12 protein-coding genes are annotated in these 18,570 nt (G+C 66.0%); 6 read left to right on the top strand and 6 right to left on the bottom strand.

The genetic code is table 11. The features are described 5' to 3' along the window. Positions 1-479: 479 nt before the first annotated feature. Both OV287_RS49465 and OV287_RS49460 read left to right on the top strand, forming a co-directional pair. Positions 480-4,316, top strand: coding sequence for a hypothetical protein (locus OV287_RS49465; protein WP_267541069.1), 3,837 nt, complete (start codon positions 480-482; stop codon positions 4,314-4,316). 15 nt (positions 4,317-4,331) lie between these two features. Continuing rightward, positions 4,332-5,780 carry a hypothetical protein gene (locus OV287_RS49460; protein WP_267541068.1) on the top strand — a complete coding sequence of 483 codons (1,449 nt, stop codon included), beginning with the start codon at positions 4,332-4,334 and terminating at the stop codon, positions 5,778-5,780. 1,180 nt (positions 5,781-6,960) lie between these two features. Here the strand turns inward: OV287_RS49460 and OV287_RS49455 are convergent. The 3 genes from OV287_RS49455 to OV287_RS49445 form a co-directional block, all read right to left on the bottom strand. Then, positions 6,961-7,932 (bottom strand): HEAT repeat domain-containing protein, encoded by a 972-nt coding sequence (locus tag OV287_RS49455; protein ID WP_267541067.1) that lies wholly within the window; start codon positions 7,930-7,932, stop codon positions 6,961-6,963. Positions 7,933-7,952: 20 nt separating this feature from the next. Then, entirely contained in the window at positions 7,953-9,191 is a 1,239-nt protein-coding gene (locus tag OV287_RS49450) for a hypothetical protein (RefSeq protein ID WP_267541066.1), read from the bottom strand. Between the two features lie 598 nt (positions 9,192-9,789). Then, positions 9,790-11,772: a M3 family metallopeptidase gene (locus OV287_RS49445; RefSeq protein ID WP_373371940.1), complete on the bottom strand. Its 1,983-nt coding sequence runs from the start codon at positions 11,770-11,772 to the stop codon at positions 9,790-9,792. 434 nt (positions 11,773-12,206) lie between these two features. On the opposite strand from OV287_RS49445, the gene OV287_RS49440 reads away from it, so the two are divergent. The 3 genes from OV287_RS49440 to OV287_RS49430 all read left to right on the top strand — a co-directional run bounded on the left by OV287_RS49440 (position 12,207) and on the right by OV287_RS49430 (position 15,227). Next, positions 12,207-12,872, top strand: coding sequence for a hypothetical protein (locus OV287_RS49440; protein WP_267541064.1), 666 nt, complete (start codon positions 12,207-12,209; stop codon positions 12,870-12,872). 3 nt (positions 12,873-12,875) lie between these two features. Further along, entirely contained in the window at positions 12,876-13,874 is a 999-nt protein-coding gene (locus tag OV287_RS49435; RefSeq protein ID WP_267541063.1) for a Gfo/Idh/MocA family protein, read from the top strand. Positions 13,875-14,267: 393 nt separating this feature from the next. Further along, on the top strand, positions 14,268-15,227 hold the full coding sequence (locus OV287_RS49430; protein WP_267541062.1) for a terpene synthase family protein: 960 nt from the start codon (positions 14,268-14,270) through the stop codon (positions 15,225-15,227). On the opposite strand, the gene OV287_RS49425 is transcribed toward OV287_RS49430, so the two are convergent. The 3 genes from OV287_RS49425 to OV287_RS49415 all read right to left on the bottom strand — a co-directional run bounded on the left by OV287_RS49425 (position 15,228) and on the right by OV287_RS49415 (position 17,021). Then, positions 15,228-15,572 (bottom strand): thioredoxin family protein, encoded by a 345-nt coding sequence (locus OV287_RS49425; protein ID WP_267541061.1) that lies wholly within the window; start codon positions 15,570-15,572, stop codon positions 15,228-15,230. It lies immediately after the preceding gene. A gap of 61 nt (positions 15,573-15,633) precedes the next feature. Next, entirely contained in the window at positions 15,634-16,365 is a 732-nt protein-coding gene (locus OV287_RS49420; protein ID WP_267541060.1) for a DUF4142 domain-containing protein, read from the bottom strand. Between the two features lie 122 nt (positions 16,366-16,487). Continuing rightward, the gene (locus OV287_RS49415; protein WP_267541059.1) at positions 16,488-17,021 is read right to left on the bottom strand and encodes a hypothetical protein; all 534 of its coding nucleotides are present in this window, start codon (positions 17,019-17,021) and stop codon (positions 16,488-16,490) included. 178 nt (positions 17,022-17,199) lie between these two features. On the opposite strand from OV287_RS49415, the gene OV287_RS49410 reads away from it, so the two are divergent. Further along, positions 17,200-18,558: an SMI1/KNR4 family protein gene (locus OV287_RS49410; protein WP_267541058.1), complete on the top strand. Its 1,359-nt coding sequence runs from the start codon at positions 17,200-17,202 to the stop codon at positions 18,556-18,558. Positions 18,559-18,570: the final 12 nt, after the last annotated feature.

The following is an 18,570-nucleotide window of genomic DNA, read 5'->3' as shown; positions in this document are numbered from 1 at the left end:
GCTCATGGGCATGTACGCGCGGTTATCTCTATCTCCTGCGAGCAAGCAAGCTGTTCGAGAGGAACACGCACAACCCTGCGGCGAAGATCTTGTGGCTGGACGACCTCTTGAATGAGAAAGTGGGTGGATACTTCATCCACAAAACCACACCGACTTTGCTTGACCCTCGGGTGGTCGTCACCAAGAACGTCATCAACAATCTCTGCTTCCCCTTTCAGGAAAAGCCCTACATCCTGACCAGCCCGATCCAATATTACACGCAAGCGGAGGCAGCTGGCTCTGGATTCTACCCCCTCGGCTCGAATCAATCGCTGCACGGGGGCGTTCACCTGCCACTCCCAATTCCCGAAACCCATTGGGTCAAGAGCAGTGCGCCAGGCTATATCGTGGCGGCGCGACTCTCGAAAAATGGTGCGGATAAGCCAGTTCGCGAGTTTCTCAACAACCACAACGGGTTTGTACTCGTGCGGCACGAGGTCGTGGAGACCATCAAGGGTGATGTCAGCGATGGAGCGAAGAAGCCCATCTCGAAGCCTGTGCCCTTCTATAGCCTGTACATGCATATGATGCCGACAGGCTGGCCGACGGACCCGGATGACCCCTACCAGGACATTCCCTGGCTCCGCCGATTCTTTTTGTTTCGTCACGGCGCGGTGGTGAATCTCGACTCCAAAAGTGGCCCTATTGGTCGGCTCTCCTGGGCTACGAACAAGATAGACATCGACAAGAACAAGTGCACGATTTACGAAGATCCCGCAGACTTCCTGCTGACGCAGGAGCGAAAGCTTCGCGATGGCAACCGCTACCTGGGCTACGTCAAGGTTCCGCAGGGTGATATGGTGCAGGCCTACGAGGCCCTTGGGTCCGGTGCAGTCGTGACCTTCTCGGGTCCGTTCCTGCCCGTAGAGCATGGCGAGATGCTGGGCTTCCTCCGCCCTCAATCGGAGACGCACGAGCAGGCGGGTTGGCTTCACTGGGAGTTCCTGGCACCTGCGGCCAGGGAGAGTGCGATCAAGAAGGTGTGGGACCTGGCCCACAACCACTTCAAGCTGGACCTTCCCCAAGTGTCCGAAGTCGGGGCGCAGAAACAGGACAATCTGCTAGAAGCCGATGAGGTCAAGAGCCTGCTGCTGGAAAAGCTTCCCATGGGGGATGATAGGAAGCTCTTTCAGTATGTTCTGCCCGCGATAAAGGAAAGGAATTACGACGGGTTCCGCAGTGCGATGAGCCGATTCATGAGTGAGCTCTCGAAGTTTGCTCACCAGCCGATGGGGCAGAAACTCGTCAGGCCCGAGTTCGAGACCAGAAACGAACAAGAGTTGAAGCGCCTCGCTACGCAACTTTACACCGTCACCCTCGAGATCGATAACACGCAGTACCGTGTCACTTCATCCAGCAAAAACCCCGCCCCCTACAGACTGGGTCTCATTTATCGTGGCGAGAGCATCCCGAATTTGAACGGTGGCCCTGTCATCGCCCGGGCGAGCGTGGAGTTGACGGAAGCGGACCTCGCGAAGGACAAAATTGAGCTCAACCTCCAGGTCCCGGCGAGCGCGGTCGCTGTCGAGATCGACTGCCCCCATTTCCACCTGGATTCCGGAGCCTCGGGCGGGCCGGTGGACACGAGTCTGGCTCAGGCCTTCATCGATGCTCGCTGGCGGGGGCTCGTGCTCAAGCATGCCAGCGAATGGAGTCCCGCGGGGCTGGACACGCTCGTCCGCAGGCTCTGTGAGCACGACCTGATGGACACCCCTCCAGGAGGCGTCGACAAGGCAGTCGAGGCGGTCAGGCCGTCCTCCTGGTACGGGGTCGACCTGAGGACGACGAAGAAGCCCAACGCCCCGGTCGAGATTCCCATCCTGGGCACCGACGGCAAGGAGCTGTCTCTCTTCGACGAGAGCAAGGGCATGCTGCCCGTGAATAATGGCAGCGGCGAGGTGCTCAACGTCCATCCGGTCACCTTCCTGTGGCTGCTCAAGCTGATGCAGAAGGGGGACCTCTGCAGCCTCGTCACGGAGTTCAAGCCGGACCTGAGCGAAGAAGGAAAGGAAGGCCCCCTTTTCTGGGGCTGGTTCCCTCATGAGACGCGGCCTCGGCGCGTGGGCGAGTCCCTGAGCGTGGTCTCCCTCCGGCGGGACTGGGGCTCCGGGCCGGTGACGCTGGTGGCCGAGCGGCTCGATGCAGGGCCTCCTGGTACGCCTCGTGTCCTCGAGCTCGCGACGGGCAGCTACGCCGACGGCGTCTTCTCTTCGCGGGTTGCTCCCTGGTTCTGGGGACAGTGGACGCTCAAGGTCAAGGGCCACGAGGGCGAGAGCCCGCAGCCGCAAGGTGGCATCGAGCCGCCCGTCAGCCTTCACGTCCTTCCGCCCAGGCTCGCGCGGACCTTCGAGCCCAAGAAGGATGCCAGGACCGGCCTGTACAGCGCGGAGCTCCACTTCATCGAGAGCTGTCCGGAGGCGCTCGGGGGCTACCTTACCTACGCGTTCACGAAGGTTCCCCACCCTGCCGACAAGGAGTTTCCCCAGGCGGAGAAGTGGCTCCTGGACGCCGATACGGCCGGCTACATCGAGGGCCTCAAGAAGGGCGAGAAGAACGTCACCGCTCACTACACGCTGAGCGATTATCTCGGTGTCTCCGAGGGCGCGCAGCGGGTGAGCGTGGAGCTCTGCAAGGCGGTCGAGCGCTTCCGTAAGGCTTGCAGGGTCGTCCTTCGGGTGATTGAGCTCTCCGAGGACGGGCATACCGCGATGCTGGAGGCCCGAGGACCCGCGAAGCTCGGCGCCCTCCTCCAGTGTGCCGAGCAGCAGGCCGGGGCGTTCGACACCTCCATCGAGGCTCAGGAGGTGGAGTTGGAGGTGGGGCGGAAGAAGAAGAAGGTCATCCAGCTCAAGTTCACCGCCACGAGACGCCCCTTGCCGCTCGTGTGGCAGGAGGCGAGTTGCTGCAACAATGTGTATGCGACCCGAGTGCCTCCGGATGATGGGGCCTTCAATCGCGAGGGAGACTTCCTGACGGGCCTCAAGTCAGCGAAGGCCAAGGACGCACGGGTCTCGGCCCATTACACGTGGAGCCAGTACCGCAAGGCCGCAGGCGGCGGTGCGTTCAAGCTGAGCAGGCACCTCGCGGATCAGCTCGAGGCCCTGCGAAGCGGCGTCAATTTCAAGGTGTTCATCCAGGCGCTGAGCGCGGACGGGCTCACGGTGGGTGTGCACTGCGAGAAATGGAAGAAGAACAAGGGCACGCTCCAGGCACATGCCGCGCTGCTCAGGTATCGGAAGGATGGACGGGAAGAGGGCTCCTTCCTGCCGGAGAGCCTCGTCTTCAAGAAGCTCCCCCTTCCCGGAGAGGCCGGCCCGGAGGGCTTGGAGGTCCTGGTGCTCTCCGTGAAGCCGCCACCGCTCGATACCTCCGGATGGCTTCGCTTCGAGTTCGATCCGCGCGACATCTTCGCGGAGCTCTTGCGGCAGGCCACGCCCGCGCCGAACGAGCGGGTCTGGCTCAAGGCCTCCTTCGTCGCGCCCAACTGCTATCAGGTCGAGCATTACGAGGGACCCTCCCGTACGCCCGTCCCGACTCCACAAGGCTCCACCGTCGCCGAAAGCCTGAAGGCCGAGGTCGAGGGCGTCTTCAAGACGCTCGCATTGCCAGGCTTCGAAGGTGTACGTCTGAGCGTCGCAGGACAGTCCCTCTCCATCCAGGTTCCGCTCCGGGGCCGCAGGGAGGACTGGAGCAACGCAAAGCCAGCCATCTCCGTCGACGGCACGGAACAGCTGGTGAAGCCGAGCGCCGCCGGGCTCGTGTGGACGCTCCCGCTCTCCTCCAACAAGCCGGACACCATCGTCCATGGCAACAAGGAGAAGTTGTCCATCAAGGCGTACATCACCAATGGCGATGCTCTGTTCGATGGGGAGCGCATCGGTATCGAGCCGGTGTCCTGGGAGGGCAATACCATTCCCCGGCTCCTTGGACCGTTGATGGCGGAGGCGCAGCCAGGAAAGGTGACGCTCCGTGCTCGGGTCTACTGCTGCCCGACTCGCGCTCCCTGTCCGAAGCTCCGCTACACCGTCGTGAGCGAGCAACTCCCCCCCGTGGGCTCGAAACGGAAGAAACAGCGTCCCACCCAGGGCTTCGTGACCGGTGCCCGTATCAGCTACACGGGGATGGAGCTCGAGGGCCTCTTCGAGGCGGAGTTCCCCACCAGGCCGGGGGAGAGCTACCACTTCGAGCTGGTCTCGGGAGGGGCCGACGGAAAGCTTCTGGGTGCACCCATGGAATCGCTCCACCTCGATTACACCGCTCCGGTCGAGAGCCACTGAGCAGGGAGGCTTCTCATGACAGAAGACAAGGACAGCAAGCCCCAGCGGGCCCCGCTACGGATGGAGTTGGGGTTCGCTGGAACCATTCGCCTGGTGGCCTCGCCCATCACGGAGCTCACGCTCAACCGGCCCACGAGTCCCTTGGATCCCGGTGTCATCACCGTCGATCGGCTCAAGAAGCCCATCGTGGTGACGGGCAACTACAAGGGCACGACGGAAAAGGTCATTCCCGCGAACCTCGTCTGGCTCATCCATTACTACAACCCTCCTGACTACAATGAGGTGGCGATCCCTGGGCGGATGCACATCGACAAGGATGGCAACTTCCAGTTCAAGGCGGCGAAGGCGGACAACCCGGAGGGGCATCCGGAGCTCGACGTGTTGCGGCACCGGCTCTTTGGAAAGGGCTCGGTCGGTTACCGCCTCACGCCGCAATACCCCCATGCGCCGAGCGAGACGATGCCCCCAGGCCTCATCGAGTTCGACATCCCGCTGGATGTGAAGTTCAACCCCGTGCCTGACCCGGCCATGGGCTCGCGCCTCCAGTTCATGCTCGACAAGGACTGGGCCGTCGAGCAGCTCCTCCAGTCCGGCCACAAGGTGCGACTCGTCATCGACGAGGAGGACGCAGGGGAGGCCAAGGTCAAGAAGGGCTATCAGGATCTGCGGGTCGAGCTGTTGTGGGGTTCCGCGAACATGAACGAGGCGCTGTCTTGGCTGATCGGCTGTAGCGCGACCAGCATCCCGGAGAACCCCCGGCTCGACTATCCCGAGGCCAAGGAGGAGAAGGACTTCGAATTCTCCTACCGGTTACTCATCGACCTGCCCGAGCCCAAGCCCCCTCCCAATGGAAAGAAGGTCAAGACGCCGGCTCCCCTTGAAGCGCGAAAGTCCCAACCCCTCGTGAAGGTTCCCCGGCCCGCGCTCGAGAGCTTCTCACTCTCTTTCGAGCCCGCTCGCGAAGGGCACGAGCCTCGGCTGGTGGCGCGAGGGGAGATCGCCGGACTCGCCAGAGGCATCATTCCCACGGTCGACATCAGCCTCTGGCGCAGGGCGGCCAAGGCCGAGGGGCGGTTCACTCGGGTCAATGGCCCCTTGACCATTCATGTGGATGCCGGCCGATTCGAGGCCGTGGTCCATACACTGCCCTTGGACCCCGGATCCTTCGGAGATGATCCCCTCTGGGAGTGGGCATCCACCTATGCAAAGCCGGGCGCGGGCGAGAGACCGGAGCCGGCCCTGTTCGCGACGGTGTGCATCAACCCGGGACACCTGAGCCAGCCGAAGCTGCCCGCCTGCGCATCACTGGATTTCGACGCCGGGCGCTTCGACGCCTTTGACGAGGGCAGAGGTGTCATCAGCAGCCCTCTGGCGGGTGGCAGCATCTGCTCCTCCGAGTCCAAGAGTGGCTCCGCCGTGGTGGCGAGCCTCATGGCCCTGTTCACGAGGGTCGCCGGAGGCTGAGCCGCGCGCATCGGCCCGGCGTGCTCAAAGGCACGTGGGGCCCCTTGGCCGTGAGCGCGGCGTGCTCCAGTCTCAGAGTCCATCGCCCTCAAGGGCGGGGATCCCAATTCTGTCCCACTGGATAACTTTGGCGGTGTAATGGCGGGTGCGGGGGGGCGTCATATGTGGAAACGATGGGGGCTCGTCGCCGGTTTTTGCCTGTTCCTGGCATCGTGCTTCACACCGATTCCGGGTGACCCATGCGGCAAGGAGAACAGGTCCCACTGCATCAATGGGACGAATGCGATCTTCTGCGAAGGAGGCACCTACCGTGCCTACTTCTGTACGGGTCCGGGTGGATGCACCGAAGAAGGGGATGCGGCCAGCTGTGATCTCGCGCGCTCTCGGGCCGGCGAGGCCTGTCCGAGTCTCCTGGAAGGGCAGGGGCAGTGTGATGCCGCCCAGCCCGATAAGGCGCTCATGTGCAGGACCGGAACCTGGGTGTCGCAGGTATGCAATGCTTGCTCGATGAATGGGGGTGGCTCGGTGTCATGTGGGGCCGAGCGGGTTGGCGATCCCTGCACCACCGAGGGTCGCGAGCAATGCATGGCGTCCTCGAGCGACAGGGCGATGGTCTGTCGCAGCGGCGTCTGGGCGACGCTGCCATGCAACTCCTGCACGCCGAAGGACGCCGACAACGTGACGTGTGGAGTGCCTCTGGCAGGTGAGCCGTGTAGCGCCTCGGGCAAGAGCCAATGTGATGCCTCCGACGGTAACCGGAAGCTGGAGTGTCGCGGGGGGCGATGGGTGGCGGAGGCGTGCAACAACTGTGGGTTGAAGAATGGCCAGGTCGAATGTGGCCCGCCCCGGCAGGGTGATACGTGCACCTCCGAGGGGAAGGCCCGATGCGACTCCACTCGTGTCGATCAGCTGCTGGTGTGCAGGGCCTCACTCTGGTCCGCACAGGAGTGCAAGGCCTGCACTCCCTCTGGCTCGACGGTCAAGTGCGCGGCGGCCAGTGTCGGCGACCCCTGCATCCCCTCGCAGGAAAACGACCTCCAGTGCAATGCGGAGATCCCGGATCGGATCATCGTCTGCCGTGGCGAAAGGTGGCTGACGCAGATGGAGTGTCCCCAGGAGACGGTCTGCAGCACCCCGAACGGCAAGCCTCAGTGCAGATAGGGAGATGCCGCTGGATGTCTCATGACTCCTGGAGGCGGTGCAGCGCCTGTGCGGCGTCATCGAAGACCTTGGCCAGTACGGGCTCCGCCGGCCGGTGGGCCTCGATGAGTGGCGCGTCCTCGGGACGCCCCACGTGCTCGAGCAGGACGGCGGCTCGGAGGGAACAGTTAGGTGATGAACTGGCCGCCACGCACTTGCGGGCCACCTCGCGCAACTGGGAGCGGGCCTCTTCCGGGAGACTGGGGAGGAGATGCTGGGGGTGTAACAGCAACAGAGCGAAGAGGTCTTCGCAGTAGTACGTGGCGGCCCCTTTCTGGCTCGCGGCCGTATCGGCCAGGGCTCGGGCCGTGGCAATGAAGGAGGGAAGGGTGGCCCACAGTGTTTCGGGTACTTCTTCCGTGAGGATCGCGAGCACCTCTGCCTTCTGCTCCACGGGCACCGATAGGTCTCGGGCCCAGGTGCCGAGTTCTCCTGGCGGCTTCTCCAGAAGCACGAGCAATCCATGCAAGGGAGTCGGTTGGGTAGGGGCGAGCCGCGCGACGGCCTCACGGACGGCCGGAAGCAGGTGCGGGTGACGCCTGCGCCAGAGCGCACAGGCCACGGTAGTCATGTCCGAGCGTCCTGCTTCACTGGCGGTCAAGCGCTCCAGCCGGCGGACGAGGACGTCCCGTGCGCGCGTCGCCTCGATGTGTCCAAGCGCTTGGGTGATGGTTTCCGCGACGGACTCTCCGTCATGACTCCGCCGCGCCTCTTCGAGGGCGAGCTGCTGCTCCAGCCGTCTGGCGCTGGCGTTGCCGCCCAGCTCACCCAGGCCGAAGACCGCGGCCTGACGGACGAGGGGAGCCGGCTCCTCCAGCATGGCCTCCAACAAGGCTCGGGCCTTGCGAGGTCCGGGCTGTCGTACCAGGGCCCGGGCTCGGGACTCCTCCCCGAACTTGCAGGCCGTCACCAGTTCGTCCCGCCATTGCTCTATATCCATATCTCGCGCCATGGCTTCTCCTGGATTCGAACCTATGGGTACTTCACACCGGGCGGGACATATCTCTTGAGCAGCTTTCCGTTGAGCAGGTACAGCTCGTGGATGGCTGCCGAATCCGCCCGTATCATCGAATCGAAGGCGTCGAGCTCTCGCTGCATGTCTCGAGGGTTGGAGACATAGTTGATATTGTGCCGCACGCCATCCGGCCGCAATGAGGAAACGTCTGGCTTCCGGAAGCGCACGCCCTTGACTGGCTTCGTGTCGAAGACGCGTCTGTCTCGATCACTCACCTGGGGCTTGTTCTTCCGCAGATCGCCATGACCCGCTGCTTCTCGGGCGGCGAGCTCCTTCTCGATGGCCTCGTTGTGGGGCGGATTCTGCTGGGTGTGCGGCTTGCCGTAGCGGGTGGAGAGCTGCTGGGTGCCGCTGGATGCACTGCCCGAGGAATTCGTCGTGCACAGGGCGAGGCCGGAGCAGGCGGCGGTGCCCGCGGCCACACCGGAGACGAGGAGGGATCCGTCCGCCACCACCTGAACGGTGGAGATGGACTGCGCCAGGGTGAGCCCCTCGGGCGTCAGCGAGGGCAACAGCCGCCAGATGCCACCCTCGGGCACCTGGGGAATGAAGCGGGCCACGCCCAAGGTGCCCACCGTCACCAGCACGCGCAGGTAGGTGCCGCCCATGGACTTGCCGAAGCGCGCGGAGGCAGCCTCCAACTGGTGGGGCGTGGAGGCGGCTTCGCTCTCCTCGTACAGACGCAGGCAGGCGAGGGCCAACTGGCCCACCTCCACCACTCCCACGGCGAGGGAGAGTCGCACGGTGAGTGCCGCGGCGAGCGCCTTGGAGAACAATGGCTCGGGCGCCAGCCAGGCGGAGAAGTAGACGATGATGGAGAGGCAGACGCTGAGGACGAAGGCCGGGGAGGTGAAGAGCTCGATGGCGGCCTCGCGGATGCCCTCGGCCATGTAGCGGGTGGAGAGCTGGAGGGCGAGGAAGAGGCGGCTTGTCGCCAGGGACTCAGGCAGCGGCAGCAGAGGCGGGCCGAATTGGGAGATGAACTCCTCGCGCATGCGCCGCTCCCAGGAGGAGGCGGGCCCCTGGCCAGTACGGTCCGCCTCGGGCGACTCCAACAGGTGCAACCGGGCGCGAGGCTCGAGGCCGAGGGAGTGGAAGGCCGTGAGGAAGGGGCGCACCTCCGCGAGGCTCAGTACCTCCAGCTCGGGGTTGGGCGAACGGGGAGGGATGATGAGCCTCCAGCGTCCATCCGGCAAGGCGTCGGTGCGGAGGGCGGGGGACGCTTGGGGCGAGGGCGCTTGATCGGCAAGCCGTGCCCCTGAATGGGTGGAGGAGTCCAGCGTCGGCCATGGCGCGCTCTCGGAGCCGGTAGCGTGTGGCGAGGCGCTGGCGGGAAGGTGGGGCGCACGAGGGTCGCCGTGCGGCGCGTGCCCTTGCGAGGTAGCGCAGGCGGCTTGCAGCAGGAGGACGCTCAATGCGAGGGTGAGGTGTAGCGAGGCGGGGACAGTCCTCATGGCCCGCGAGCATGCCCCACCTGGGCGTCCGGGACGAATGGGGCGCCTCTTCGCAGAGAGCCTGGCGCTGCGGCTCCATGCCATCCCCCCCACTGCGGAGAGTCGGCCCCCATCCCCCTGCAACCCCCGAGCATCCCCTCCCCATCACCCCTACGGTGGCACACCACCACCGGCGTGATGCCCATCAACCAGCTCGCTCACGCGCCCATCAGCCAGCTTGCGCGTCAACAGGTAGGCTGGAGCAGAAGGCGGAGGAGAGTCGCAGCCCCTGCCGGATTGCGCTTCCAGTGCCGCGAAGGGAGGCCCACCCCTGCCACGAGGGATGGGCCCCGGTCGCCGCCTACTTCGCGTCGAGGTAGGAGCGGTAGGCCTCGAAGCCGTAGGGCCGGCCGAGGAAGTCCTTCACGAGCTCGGCGGCAGGCTTGGAGCCACCGGGCTCGAGCACCGTCTTGCGGTACTTCATGGTGGTGGCCGTATCCAGGTAGCCGTGCTTCTGGAACTCGGTCTCCAGGTCCTTGGCGATGACCAGTGACCAGACGTACGTGTAGTACGCGGCCGAGTACCCCTCCAGGTGGCCGAAGGCGAGCTGGAAGTGCGTGCCGTCGCGGTACTCGTGGCGGAACGGGCTGTACTTCTCCTGCTGCGTCTTGAGGGCCTCGGTGGTGTTGAAGCCCGGCGTGCGCGAGTAGTAGTCCAGCGACACCGCGGCCAGGAACATCTGCCGGCGCGTCCACAGGCCCTTGCCGAACTCCTTCGAGGCGCGGAGCTGCGCCACCTGCGCGGCGGGGATGACCTCACCCGACTGATGATGGCGGGCGAACTCCTGGAGGATGGTGGGGTTGGAGGCCCACTGCTGCAGCAGCATGGAGGGCGTCTCCACGAAGTCCCACTCGGTGGAGATGCCGGTAATGCCCTTCCACTGCTGACGGCCGGCGAAGACGTGGTGCAGCAGGTGGCCGAACTCGTGGAAGAACGTCTCCACCTCGTCCTGCGTCATCAGCTCGCCGGGGCGCGGGAAGTTGCACACCAGTGAGCCCTCCGGGTAGCGCTTGCCGGCCTGGCCCGCGACGAGATCGAACTGGGCCGCGTGCTTGTACTTGTCCTCACGCGGGTGCATGTCCAGGAAGATGCGGCCCAGCAGCGTGCCATTCTCGGTGACGTCGTAGGCCTCGACCTCGGGGTGCCACACGGCGGCGTCCTTCACCGGCACGTAGGTGATGCCCCACATGCGCGAGGTGATATCCATCACGCCCTTCTTCACGCGTCCGTACTCGAAATAGGCGCGCAGCGACTGCGAGTCGAAGCCGAGCTTCTCGGCCTTGAGCCGGTCCTCGTAGTAGTCCTGATCCCAGGGCTCCAGGGTGGTGGCCTTGGGGTCATCCTTCTGCTTGCGGGCGAGCAGGTCCGCGTGCTCCTGCTTCGCGCGCTGCTCGGCGGTGGCGGCGACCTTGTCGATGAACTCGGAGGCCACCTGCTGGGTGCGCGTCATCTTGGTCTCGGTGACGAACGCGGCCCAGGTGGGGTAGCCCAGGAGGGTGGCCAACTCGTGGCGCTTGGCGATGAGCTGCTCGAGCACCGGCAGGTTCTTCGGATGCGCGCGCTGGTGGTAGGCGCGCCACACCTTCTCGCGCGCCTTGCCATCGCGGGCGTACGTCATGAAGGGGAAGTAGTCGGGGTAGTTGGAGGTGAGGACCACCTTGCCGTTGGCGCCCGGTGCATGGGCCTTGATGAAGTCCTCGGGGAGGCCGGCGAGCTCCTTCGGCTCCAGCTCCACCTTGCGCACGTCCTCGGCGATGTTCTGGTTGAAGGTCTGGCCGAGCTTGAGGATCTCCTCGTTGAGAGCCTTCACCTTCGCGCGGGTGGCGTCGTCGCGGTCCACGCCGGCGCGGCGGAACTCGAGCAGGGTGCGCTCCATCCAGTAGCGGGTGGCGGCGTCGGCCTGAGAGAGGTCCACGGCGGACAGGGCGTCATAGACGCTACGGTCCTGGGAGATCTCCACATTGAGGGCATCGGCCTTCTGCTCGCAGGCGCGGGCGGCGTCGCGGAAGGCGGCCTGGGGATGGACCTCGCGGGTGAGGCTGGAGCGGTTGAGGGAGGCGCCGAGGGCGGCGGTGGCCTCGTCATAGGCCTCGAGGATGGCGCGGCCGTCGGAGGAGGGCTTGAGTGCCTTCAGGGAGGCAATCTGCGCGCGGGCGCGCTCCAGGTCGGCGGCGCAGGCGGCGTTGAAGGTCTCGAGGGTGCCGGAGAGGAGCTTGGAGCCTTCGGGGGCGGGGAGGGGCTTGCGGGCAGCAGCCTGGGAGGCGGAGGGCTCGGGATTCGGCATGGGGGAGTGGGAGCAACCGGCCGCGGCGAGGGCGGCGGCGAGGGTGAGTGCGGCGATTCTCAAGACGACTCCTTCAGGGGGGAAACGGAGGGCGGAATCTACCGTCGGCGGGAGGACGCCGCAGCGGGAAGGATGCCTCTGTGAAAGAGAGCCCACACTGTCCGCATGTCCCCTCGCCCTCCGGGAGAGGGACGGGGTGAGGGTGCCACGGGCCCTGGATTCCCACCCGTGGTTGCTCTCCGCGTCCTCTCGGGCTCACGAGGCGCTACGCTGCGGCCTCCAGACCCAAAGGCGTGGTGACCGTGAATCAACGACGTGGCTCCTGGCTGTGGCTCTGCTGTGTCCTCGGAGTGTCCTGGAGTTGCGATCCGGGAGCGCCCGATTCCAGCTCACCTGGCACGGGGCCGGGGGTGACCGCGTGTGGAGCGAACGGGGTGCTGCTCTGTGACGACTTCGAGCAGGCGACCGTAGGTGGGGCGCCCGACCCGGCGAAGTGGGAAGTCAGCGTCTTCGAGCAGAAGGGCCGCATCGCCATCGACGGCACGCAGGCGCACTCCGGCACGAAGTCGGTGTACGTCAACGGCACGGGACAGGGCAGCTACCGCTCGGTGTTGTTCTCGACCACGGCGCCCTTCCCGCCGCAGCACAACAGCTTCTACGCGAGGGTCTTCCTGCGCTCGAAGAACGGGATGGGCGAGGGGCACAGCACGTATTTCGGAGGGGGCTCGGCGGACAACCAGCGCATGGTGCGCATCGGCTTCCACCAGTACGTGCTCGAGGCGAACCTCATCCATCCGGGGACGGAGTACGAGGTGCTCTCAGGTCCGTGGGGCCAGCCTTCGCAGGGCATCCAGCTCCAAGCGGGCAAGTGGCACTGCGTGGAGGCGTTCTTCAATGGAGCCCAGCACGAGCTGCGCGTGTGGTTCGACGGGAGTGAGGTGGCGGGCCTGCACACGACGAACTGGAACAAGAACCTGACGACCTGGTCGCCGCAGTATGCGCGGGCGTGGTTCGGCTTCGAGACCTACCACAGCGAGCAGGATGAGCTCTGGTACGACGACATCATCATCGGGACGCAGCGGATTGGCTGCGGCGGATAGGACATGCGGATTGGCGTCATCGGAACGAAGTGGGGGCTGATGCACGTCGGCGCCTTCCGCGCGGCGGGAGCCGAGGTGGTGGCGCTGTGCGGTCAGCATGCGGCTCCCACGCGCGAGGTGGCAGCGAGAGAAGGCATTGCCCTGGCGACGGCAGATGTCCGGGAGCTGTGCGCGGCGGTGGATGCGGTGGTGGTGGCGAGCCCGGATGCGTTGCACCGGGCGCACGTTGAGGCGGCGCTGGAGGCAGGACGCGCGGTGCTTTGCGAGAAGCCCCTGACGCTCACCCGTGAGGACGCCGAGGCCCTGGTGGAGAAGGTCCGGCGCGCGAAGCGTCCCTGTGCGGTGAACTTCCCCTACCGGATGCTGCCGCCGCTGCGAGTGCTGAGGGCCTGGCTGATGGAGCACCGCGCGCACCACCTGGTCATCACCGTGCGCAACCACTTCGTCCCCAAGGAGGCGCTGGAGCCCGGGGCCTACGTGGGGCGCTCGGCGGACTTCGGGGGCGTCTCGCACCTGCTGGACGCGGCGCTGTGGCTGACGGGCGCTTCGCCCACGTGGGTGAAGGCCTCGCTGTCGGGCCGGCCAGTGCACACAGCGGCGTTGCAGGTGGGGCTCTCCAATGGAGCGGTGCTGGTGCTGACGCATGCGGCCTGTCCGGAGCCGGGGCTGCATGGCGGCTGGTCGCTGCTGGGCGAGGACTGGGAGGTGGGTTTCTCCGGTGGCTTCATCCCCGTGCGTGAGGGCTGGTGTGTCTCGCCGGTGCGCTGCTTCGAGTCCGGTGCGTGGAGGGACCTGGCGCCGGGACTGGAGCCAAGGCCGGGCGAGCGCGAGCCCTGGGCGGAGGCCCACGTGGAGACAGCGCGCCGGTTTCTCGGGTTACTCAGGAGTCCGCCAGAGGTGGAGCCAGAGCTGGCCACGGTGGAGGAGGCGGCCACAGTGCAGCGCATCCTCTCGGCGGCCATGGAGTCGGAGGACGGCGGCTGCCGCATTCTTCTGGACTGAGTGGCGGCCCCATCCTTCCGGTGCCTGACAGCGGACAACCCGCCCCTTCTCTTCCGGTTGCCGCGCTTCTCGCCGAGCGCCAGGACTCTGGTTTTCTCGGTGATTGAGTGGATGGGAACAGCAAATGCGTCCAGAGTGCGACTCCCGAGTTCTCCTGGAGGGAGGTGTCCTCCTCGCCAGGTCGTGAATACGTGTTTTCCACGATGAAGCAGGAAGAGTGTTTTACAGCAAAAATTTAATATTATAGTCTTACTGGCTGAGAGCAGTTGGCTCTCCAGGGTTCCCGTCCGCCTCGAGGTTCTGATGCTTTCCGTCCTCCCGTCCGGTTCCGCCGCGTTCGCCACTTTGGAAGAGGTGCCTTTCCTTCGTGGACCCAGCCTCTCGACACTGAGGATGCCCGCGTCCTGGCAATCGGAGCCGAGCCTGCACGCGAAAGCGATTGATCGCGCCACGCGGGCGCGGGTGCTGGCGGTGAAGCTGCTGCCGAAGGTGCAGCCGGCGGTGAGGCGCTTCGATGCGAGCCAGTTCGGTCTGCTCACGGCTTACACCTATCCCCAGGCGACGCGGGAGCGGCTGGAGGTCTGCAACGATTGGCACGTGTGGCTGTTCCTCTTCGATGATCAGGCCGACGAGCAGGAGGAGGTGGGGCAATGTCCGGAGTACCTCCAGGAGTATGTGGAGGCCTGTCTCCAGGTGCTGCGCGGACGGCCGCTGCGCACGCGGGCGACGCCGCTCGAGCGCTTCACCCACCACCTGCGCGAGCGCATGAGCCGCCTGGCGAGCGAGGCGTGGTTGGAGCGCTTCGCCCGGGACGTGGAGGACTACCTGTACCGGGGCACGCTTCCGGCGGCGCGCCACTGGGCCGCGGGCACCGTGCCCGAGCTCGAGCCCTATATCGAGCAGCGCGCCATGGACTCGGCGATGTACACGGCGTTGGATTTGGTGGAGTTCGCCCGCGAGGGGCAGGAGCTGACCGAAGAGCTCTTCCAGCAGCCGCTCGTCCAGCGGATGCGGCACTTGTGTGCGCGCGTGGTGGGGCTGACCAACGACCTGTTCTCCTTCGAGAAGGAGGTCCTCTGGCACCGCAACCCGAACAACTTCGTGCACGTGCTGCGGGTCAACCAGCAGCTGGGGCTGAAGGAAGCCATTGGCGAGGCCATTGGCGTCATCAACGCGGACACGGACGCGTTCCTCGCGTGCGAGGAGGCGCTGCTGGAGCAGGGGCCGGTGGACCCGCGGGTCCTCTCGTACGTGGAGGGGATGAAGGCGTGGATCCACGGCAACGTGCGCTGGTCGATGGTGACTGGGCGCTACAGCTCGCCGACCTCGCCATTCCCCGAGCTGCGCCGCTAGTCAGGCTTTGGGCAGGTGGTCCCGGATGACGCCGAGCCAGTACTCGCGCCCGTAGTACTGGCTCATCTTTCCGAGCAGCTTGCCGTCGCGGAACAGCAGGAAGGTGGGGATGCCGTACAGCCCGAAGCGCCGGGCCAACTCCTCGTGCTCGTAGGCGTTCACCTTCACCACGCGCATGCGCGCGCCCTCGAGCTCGGAGAGCAGGGCGGGCTCGGCGGCCGCGTAGATGTCGCAGTTCGGGCAGCCGGGTCCCCAGAAGTCCACCACCACCAGCTCGTCCTTTGGCTGCATGACCAGCGTGTCGAAGGTCTCCGTCGTTGCGTCGTAGCTCACGGGATGTGACATGCCCCCCTGAGTAATGGCGCGCGGCGCCCGCTTCAACCGGGGAAGCGGGCGCCCGGGTGCTTCAGCGGCGCTCCCCGGCGGGCGGGCGGGCCTGCCGCTGCTGAGGCTGTTCAGGCTGCTGGCCGACCTGCGCCTGGGGTTGGGATTGGCCGAGGAGCTGGTAGGCCTGGGTCCGGTGCTCGCGCAGCGTGGGCAGCAGCCCGTCCAGAAGGGGAGCCAGGTCGGGGTACAGCTGCCGGCCGATCGTCACGATCTGGATGACCTCGTCATGGGCGGAGACCTGCGAGGCCAGATACTCCTGGTCATAGAGCGGGGCATCCAACACCGAGAGCTTCGCCTTGGTGGCTTCGTTGGCGTCCTTGAGCCGGACCTGCACGGCGTTGGTGGGCTGGAGCCTGGCGGGGAGCTGGATGCCGCGCTGTTTGGCGAAGTCCAGGAGCTGCTGGTCGGCTTTCTTGTGGTCCCGCACCATGTGCTCGCCGTACTGCTTCACGGTAGGGGTCGAGGACTTCTGCAGGGTGAGCTCCCCGAGGGCAATCTCCGTCTCGTTGATGGAGTGGAGCTGCGCCAGGAAGGCCGGTGCGCCGTCCGCGACCATCAGCCGGCCCATCTGCTCGGCCTGGTACGCCTGCGGGTGTTTCCTGTACTCCGGTTGCTTCTGGCCCATGGGGGGCTGGGGCCACTGGGGCTGCGCGGGCACGCCGGTTTGCGCGTGTGCCAGCAAGCCTCCCACCCCCATGGTTACCACCATCGCCCCGAGCATTGCCCACCGTCGTCCCCACGAGCGCCTCATGTGTCCTGCTCCTTTCGAGCCTTTTCCGGGGAAGCTGGGCTCGGGAGGGGTGGGGAGGACAGGGGAGGGCAGGCCGCCGAGCGAGGCCCCTCTGGCAGGGAGGGGGGGCCCCGGAGTCGGGGTCAGCGCGCGGTGATGTCCAGGGTGAGGGTGATGTCGGCCTCGAAGTCTCCGGTGGACGAGCGGGGAGTACTCCCGCGCAGCCCGAGGAGGAAGTCGCTCCGGGCCAGGTTCGCATCCAGGGACTCCAGCGACTTGCCGGTGGTGTCCATATCGAGCTGGGCGCTGCCCTTGGGGTCCTCGAGGGTGGCGATGTCCACCTGGGCTCCGGTCTCACTGGCGCGCAGGAAGGCCGTCACGTCGCCGGTGAGCACCTCCTGAAGCGTGCCCACGTTTTTTGACTCCGTGACATCCAGTTGCATCCGCGCGCTGGTGACCTCGAAGCGGGAGGGGGCCTCGCCCAGGGTGGTGCGGGCCTGGGACAGGAAGGCCGTCCACTGGGGGTCTTCGGGGGTCACGCGGATGCTGTCGGCGATGGTGCCGCCGATCACGCTGCTGGGCTTGAGGCGCACTGAATAAGTCACAGTGCCTTCGTGGCTGGGGCCGCAGGCGATCAGGGAGAGGGCGAGGGGCAGCAGGAAGAGGAGGCGGGTCATGGGGCTCCAGAAGGGATGTGGAGGGGTGCTCCCGTTGGTTGACTCCATACGGGATCAGCTGCTCCGGGATGCGGAAAGGCTGCCCGAGAGGACCGCGGCTGTGCACAATATCCGACGAGGCGCACTGCGCAGCAGGCCCCGGGCGCCATAAGTTGGGGCCCTTCGACGCGGAGGGGATATGTACGAGTGGCTGGAGGGACTTCAGAAGTCGGCGAAGCGGACGGCAGCCGGAGTGGGACCCGAGGATGTCCAGCGGGCGGAGACCGAGTGCGGGGTGCCCTTCCCCGAGGAGCTCGCCTCGCTGTACCGGACGTTCGACGGCGGTGAGCTCCAGGGGGACGTGACGCTGTTCCCGCTGCATGGTGCCGAGGGCGTGCCCAGCGTGCTGGAGAAGACGCGGCTGAAGCTGGAGAGCCTGCCGGCAGCTGGAGTGTGGCGCATCGGGGTGAAGGGGCCGCACCGGCAGCTGTTCGCCGCGCGCAAGTCGGCGATGGTGGAGCAGGCCGATAGCCCGCTGCCGGGATGGGCGGAGTCGCTGTCGGGGGAGGACTGGCTCTACGGCACCTGGGAGACGGAGAAGCGCGAGCTACGGCTGTACCGTTCGCTGCAGACGATGCTCGAGGTGCTGGTGCCTCCCGCTGAGGTAGAGGAGTTCGGTGACAGGACCTATGCACGAGCCCTCTCGGCGGTGCAGGGCGCGCTGAGCGACTTGTCGGTGGAATACGACGAGGGCCAGCGGCCGGTGGCTGAGGCGGAGGAGGAGGAAGAAGAGGCCGAGGAGGAGGGCGAGGAGGAGGAGGTCGAAGAGGAGGGCAAGGAAGCGCGGGCTGAGGAGGCGGCGGAGGAGGAAGAAGAAGAGGCCGAGGAGGAGGCCGAAGAGGAGGGCGAGGAGGAGGTCGAAGAGGAGGGCGAGGAAGAGCGGGCTGTGGCGGAGGAGGGCGAGGAGGAGGAAGAGGCCGAAGAGGTATCCGATGAGGAGCTGCGGAAGCCTGTAGTTGCGGCTGCTGAGCGCCGGGTGGTGCAGCTCCGGCAGGCGGCTCCCGAGGCGCAGGCCGAGCCCGAGAGTCGTGTTCGGAGCACCGTGAAGAAGGCAGCAGCCGTGGCACAGGGGGCCGCGAAGACGGTCGCTGCCGTGGCGAATGTCGCCGCGATGACGGTGGCTGGCGGCACTACGTCCACCGCTGGTGCTGGTGCGAAGGCTCCTGCGAAGAAGGCAGCCGTGAAGAAGGCTCCTGCGAAGAAGGCAGCAGCGAAGAAGGCTCCTGCGAAGAAGGCAGCAGCGAAGAAAGCTCCGGCCAAGAAGGCAGCAGCGAAGAAGGCTCCGGCCAAGAAGGCAGCAGCGAAGAAGGCTCCGGCCAAGAAGGCAGCAGCGAAGAAGGCTCCGGCCAAGAAGGCAGCAGCGAAGAAGGCTCCGGCCAAGAAGTCGGCAGCGAAGAAAGCTCCGGCCAAGAAGGCAGCAGCGAAGAAGGCTCCGGCCAAGAAGGCAGCAGCGAAGAAGGCTCCGGCCAAGAAGGTAGCTGCGCGCGGTCGTCGCTAAGCCGCGTCGTCG

The organism is Archangium lansingense (genome assembly GCF_026626635.1).
Lineage (GTDB): Bacteria > Myxococcota > Myxococcia > Myxococcales > Myxococcaceae > Archangium > Archangium lansingense.
The sequence above is the reverse complement of the archived record's forward strand: the minus strand, read 5'-3'. Positions and strand labels throughout refer to the sequence as shown.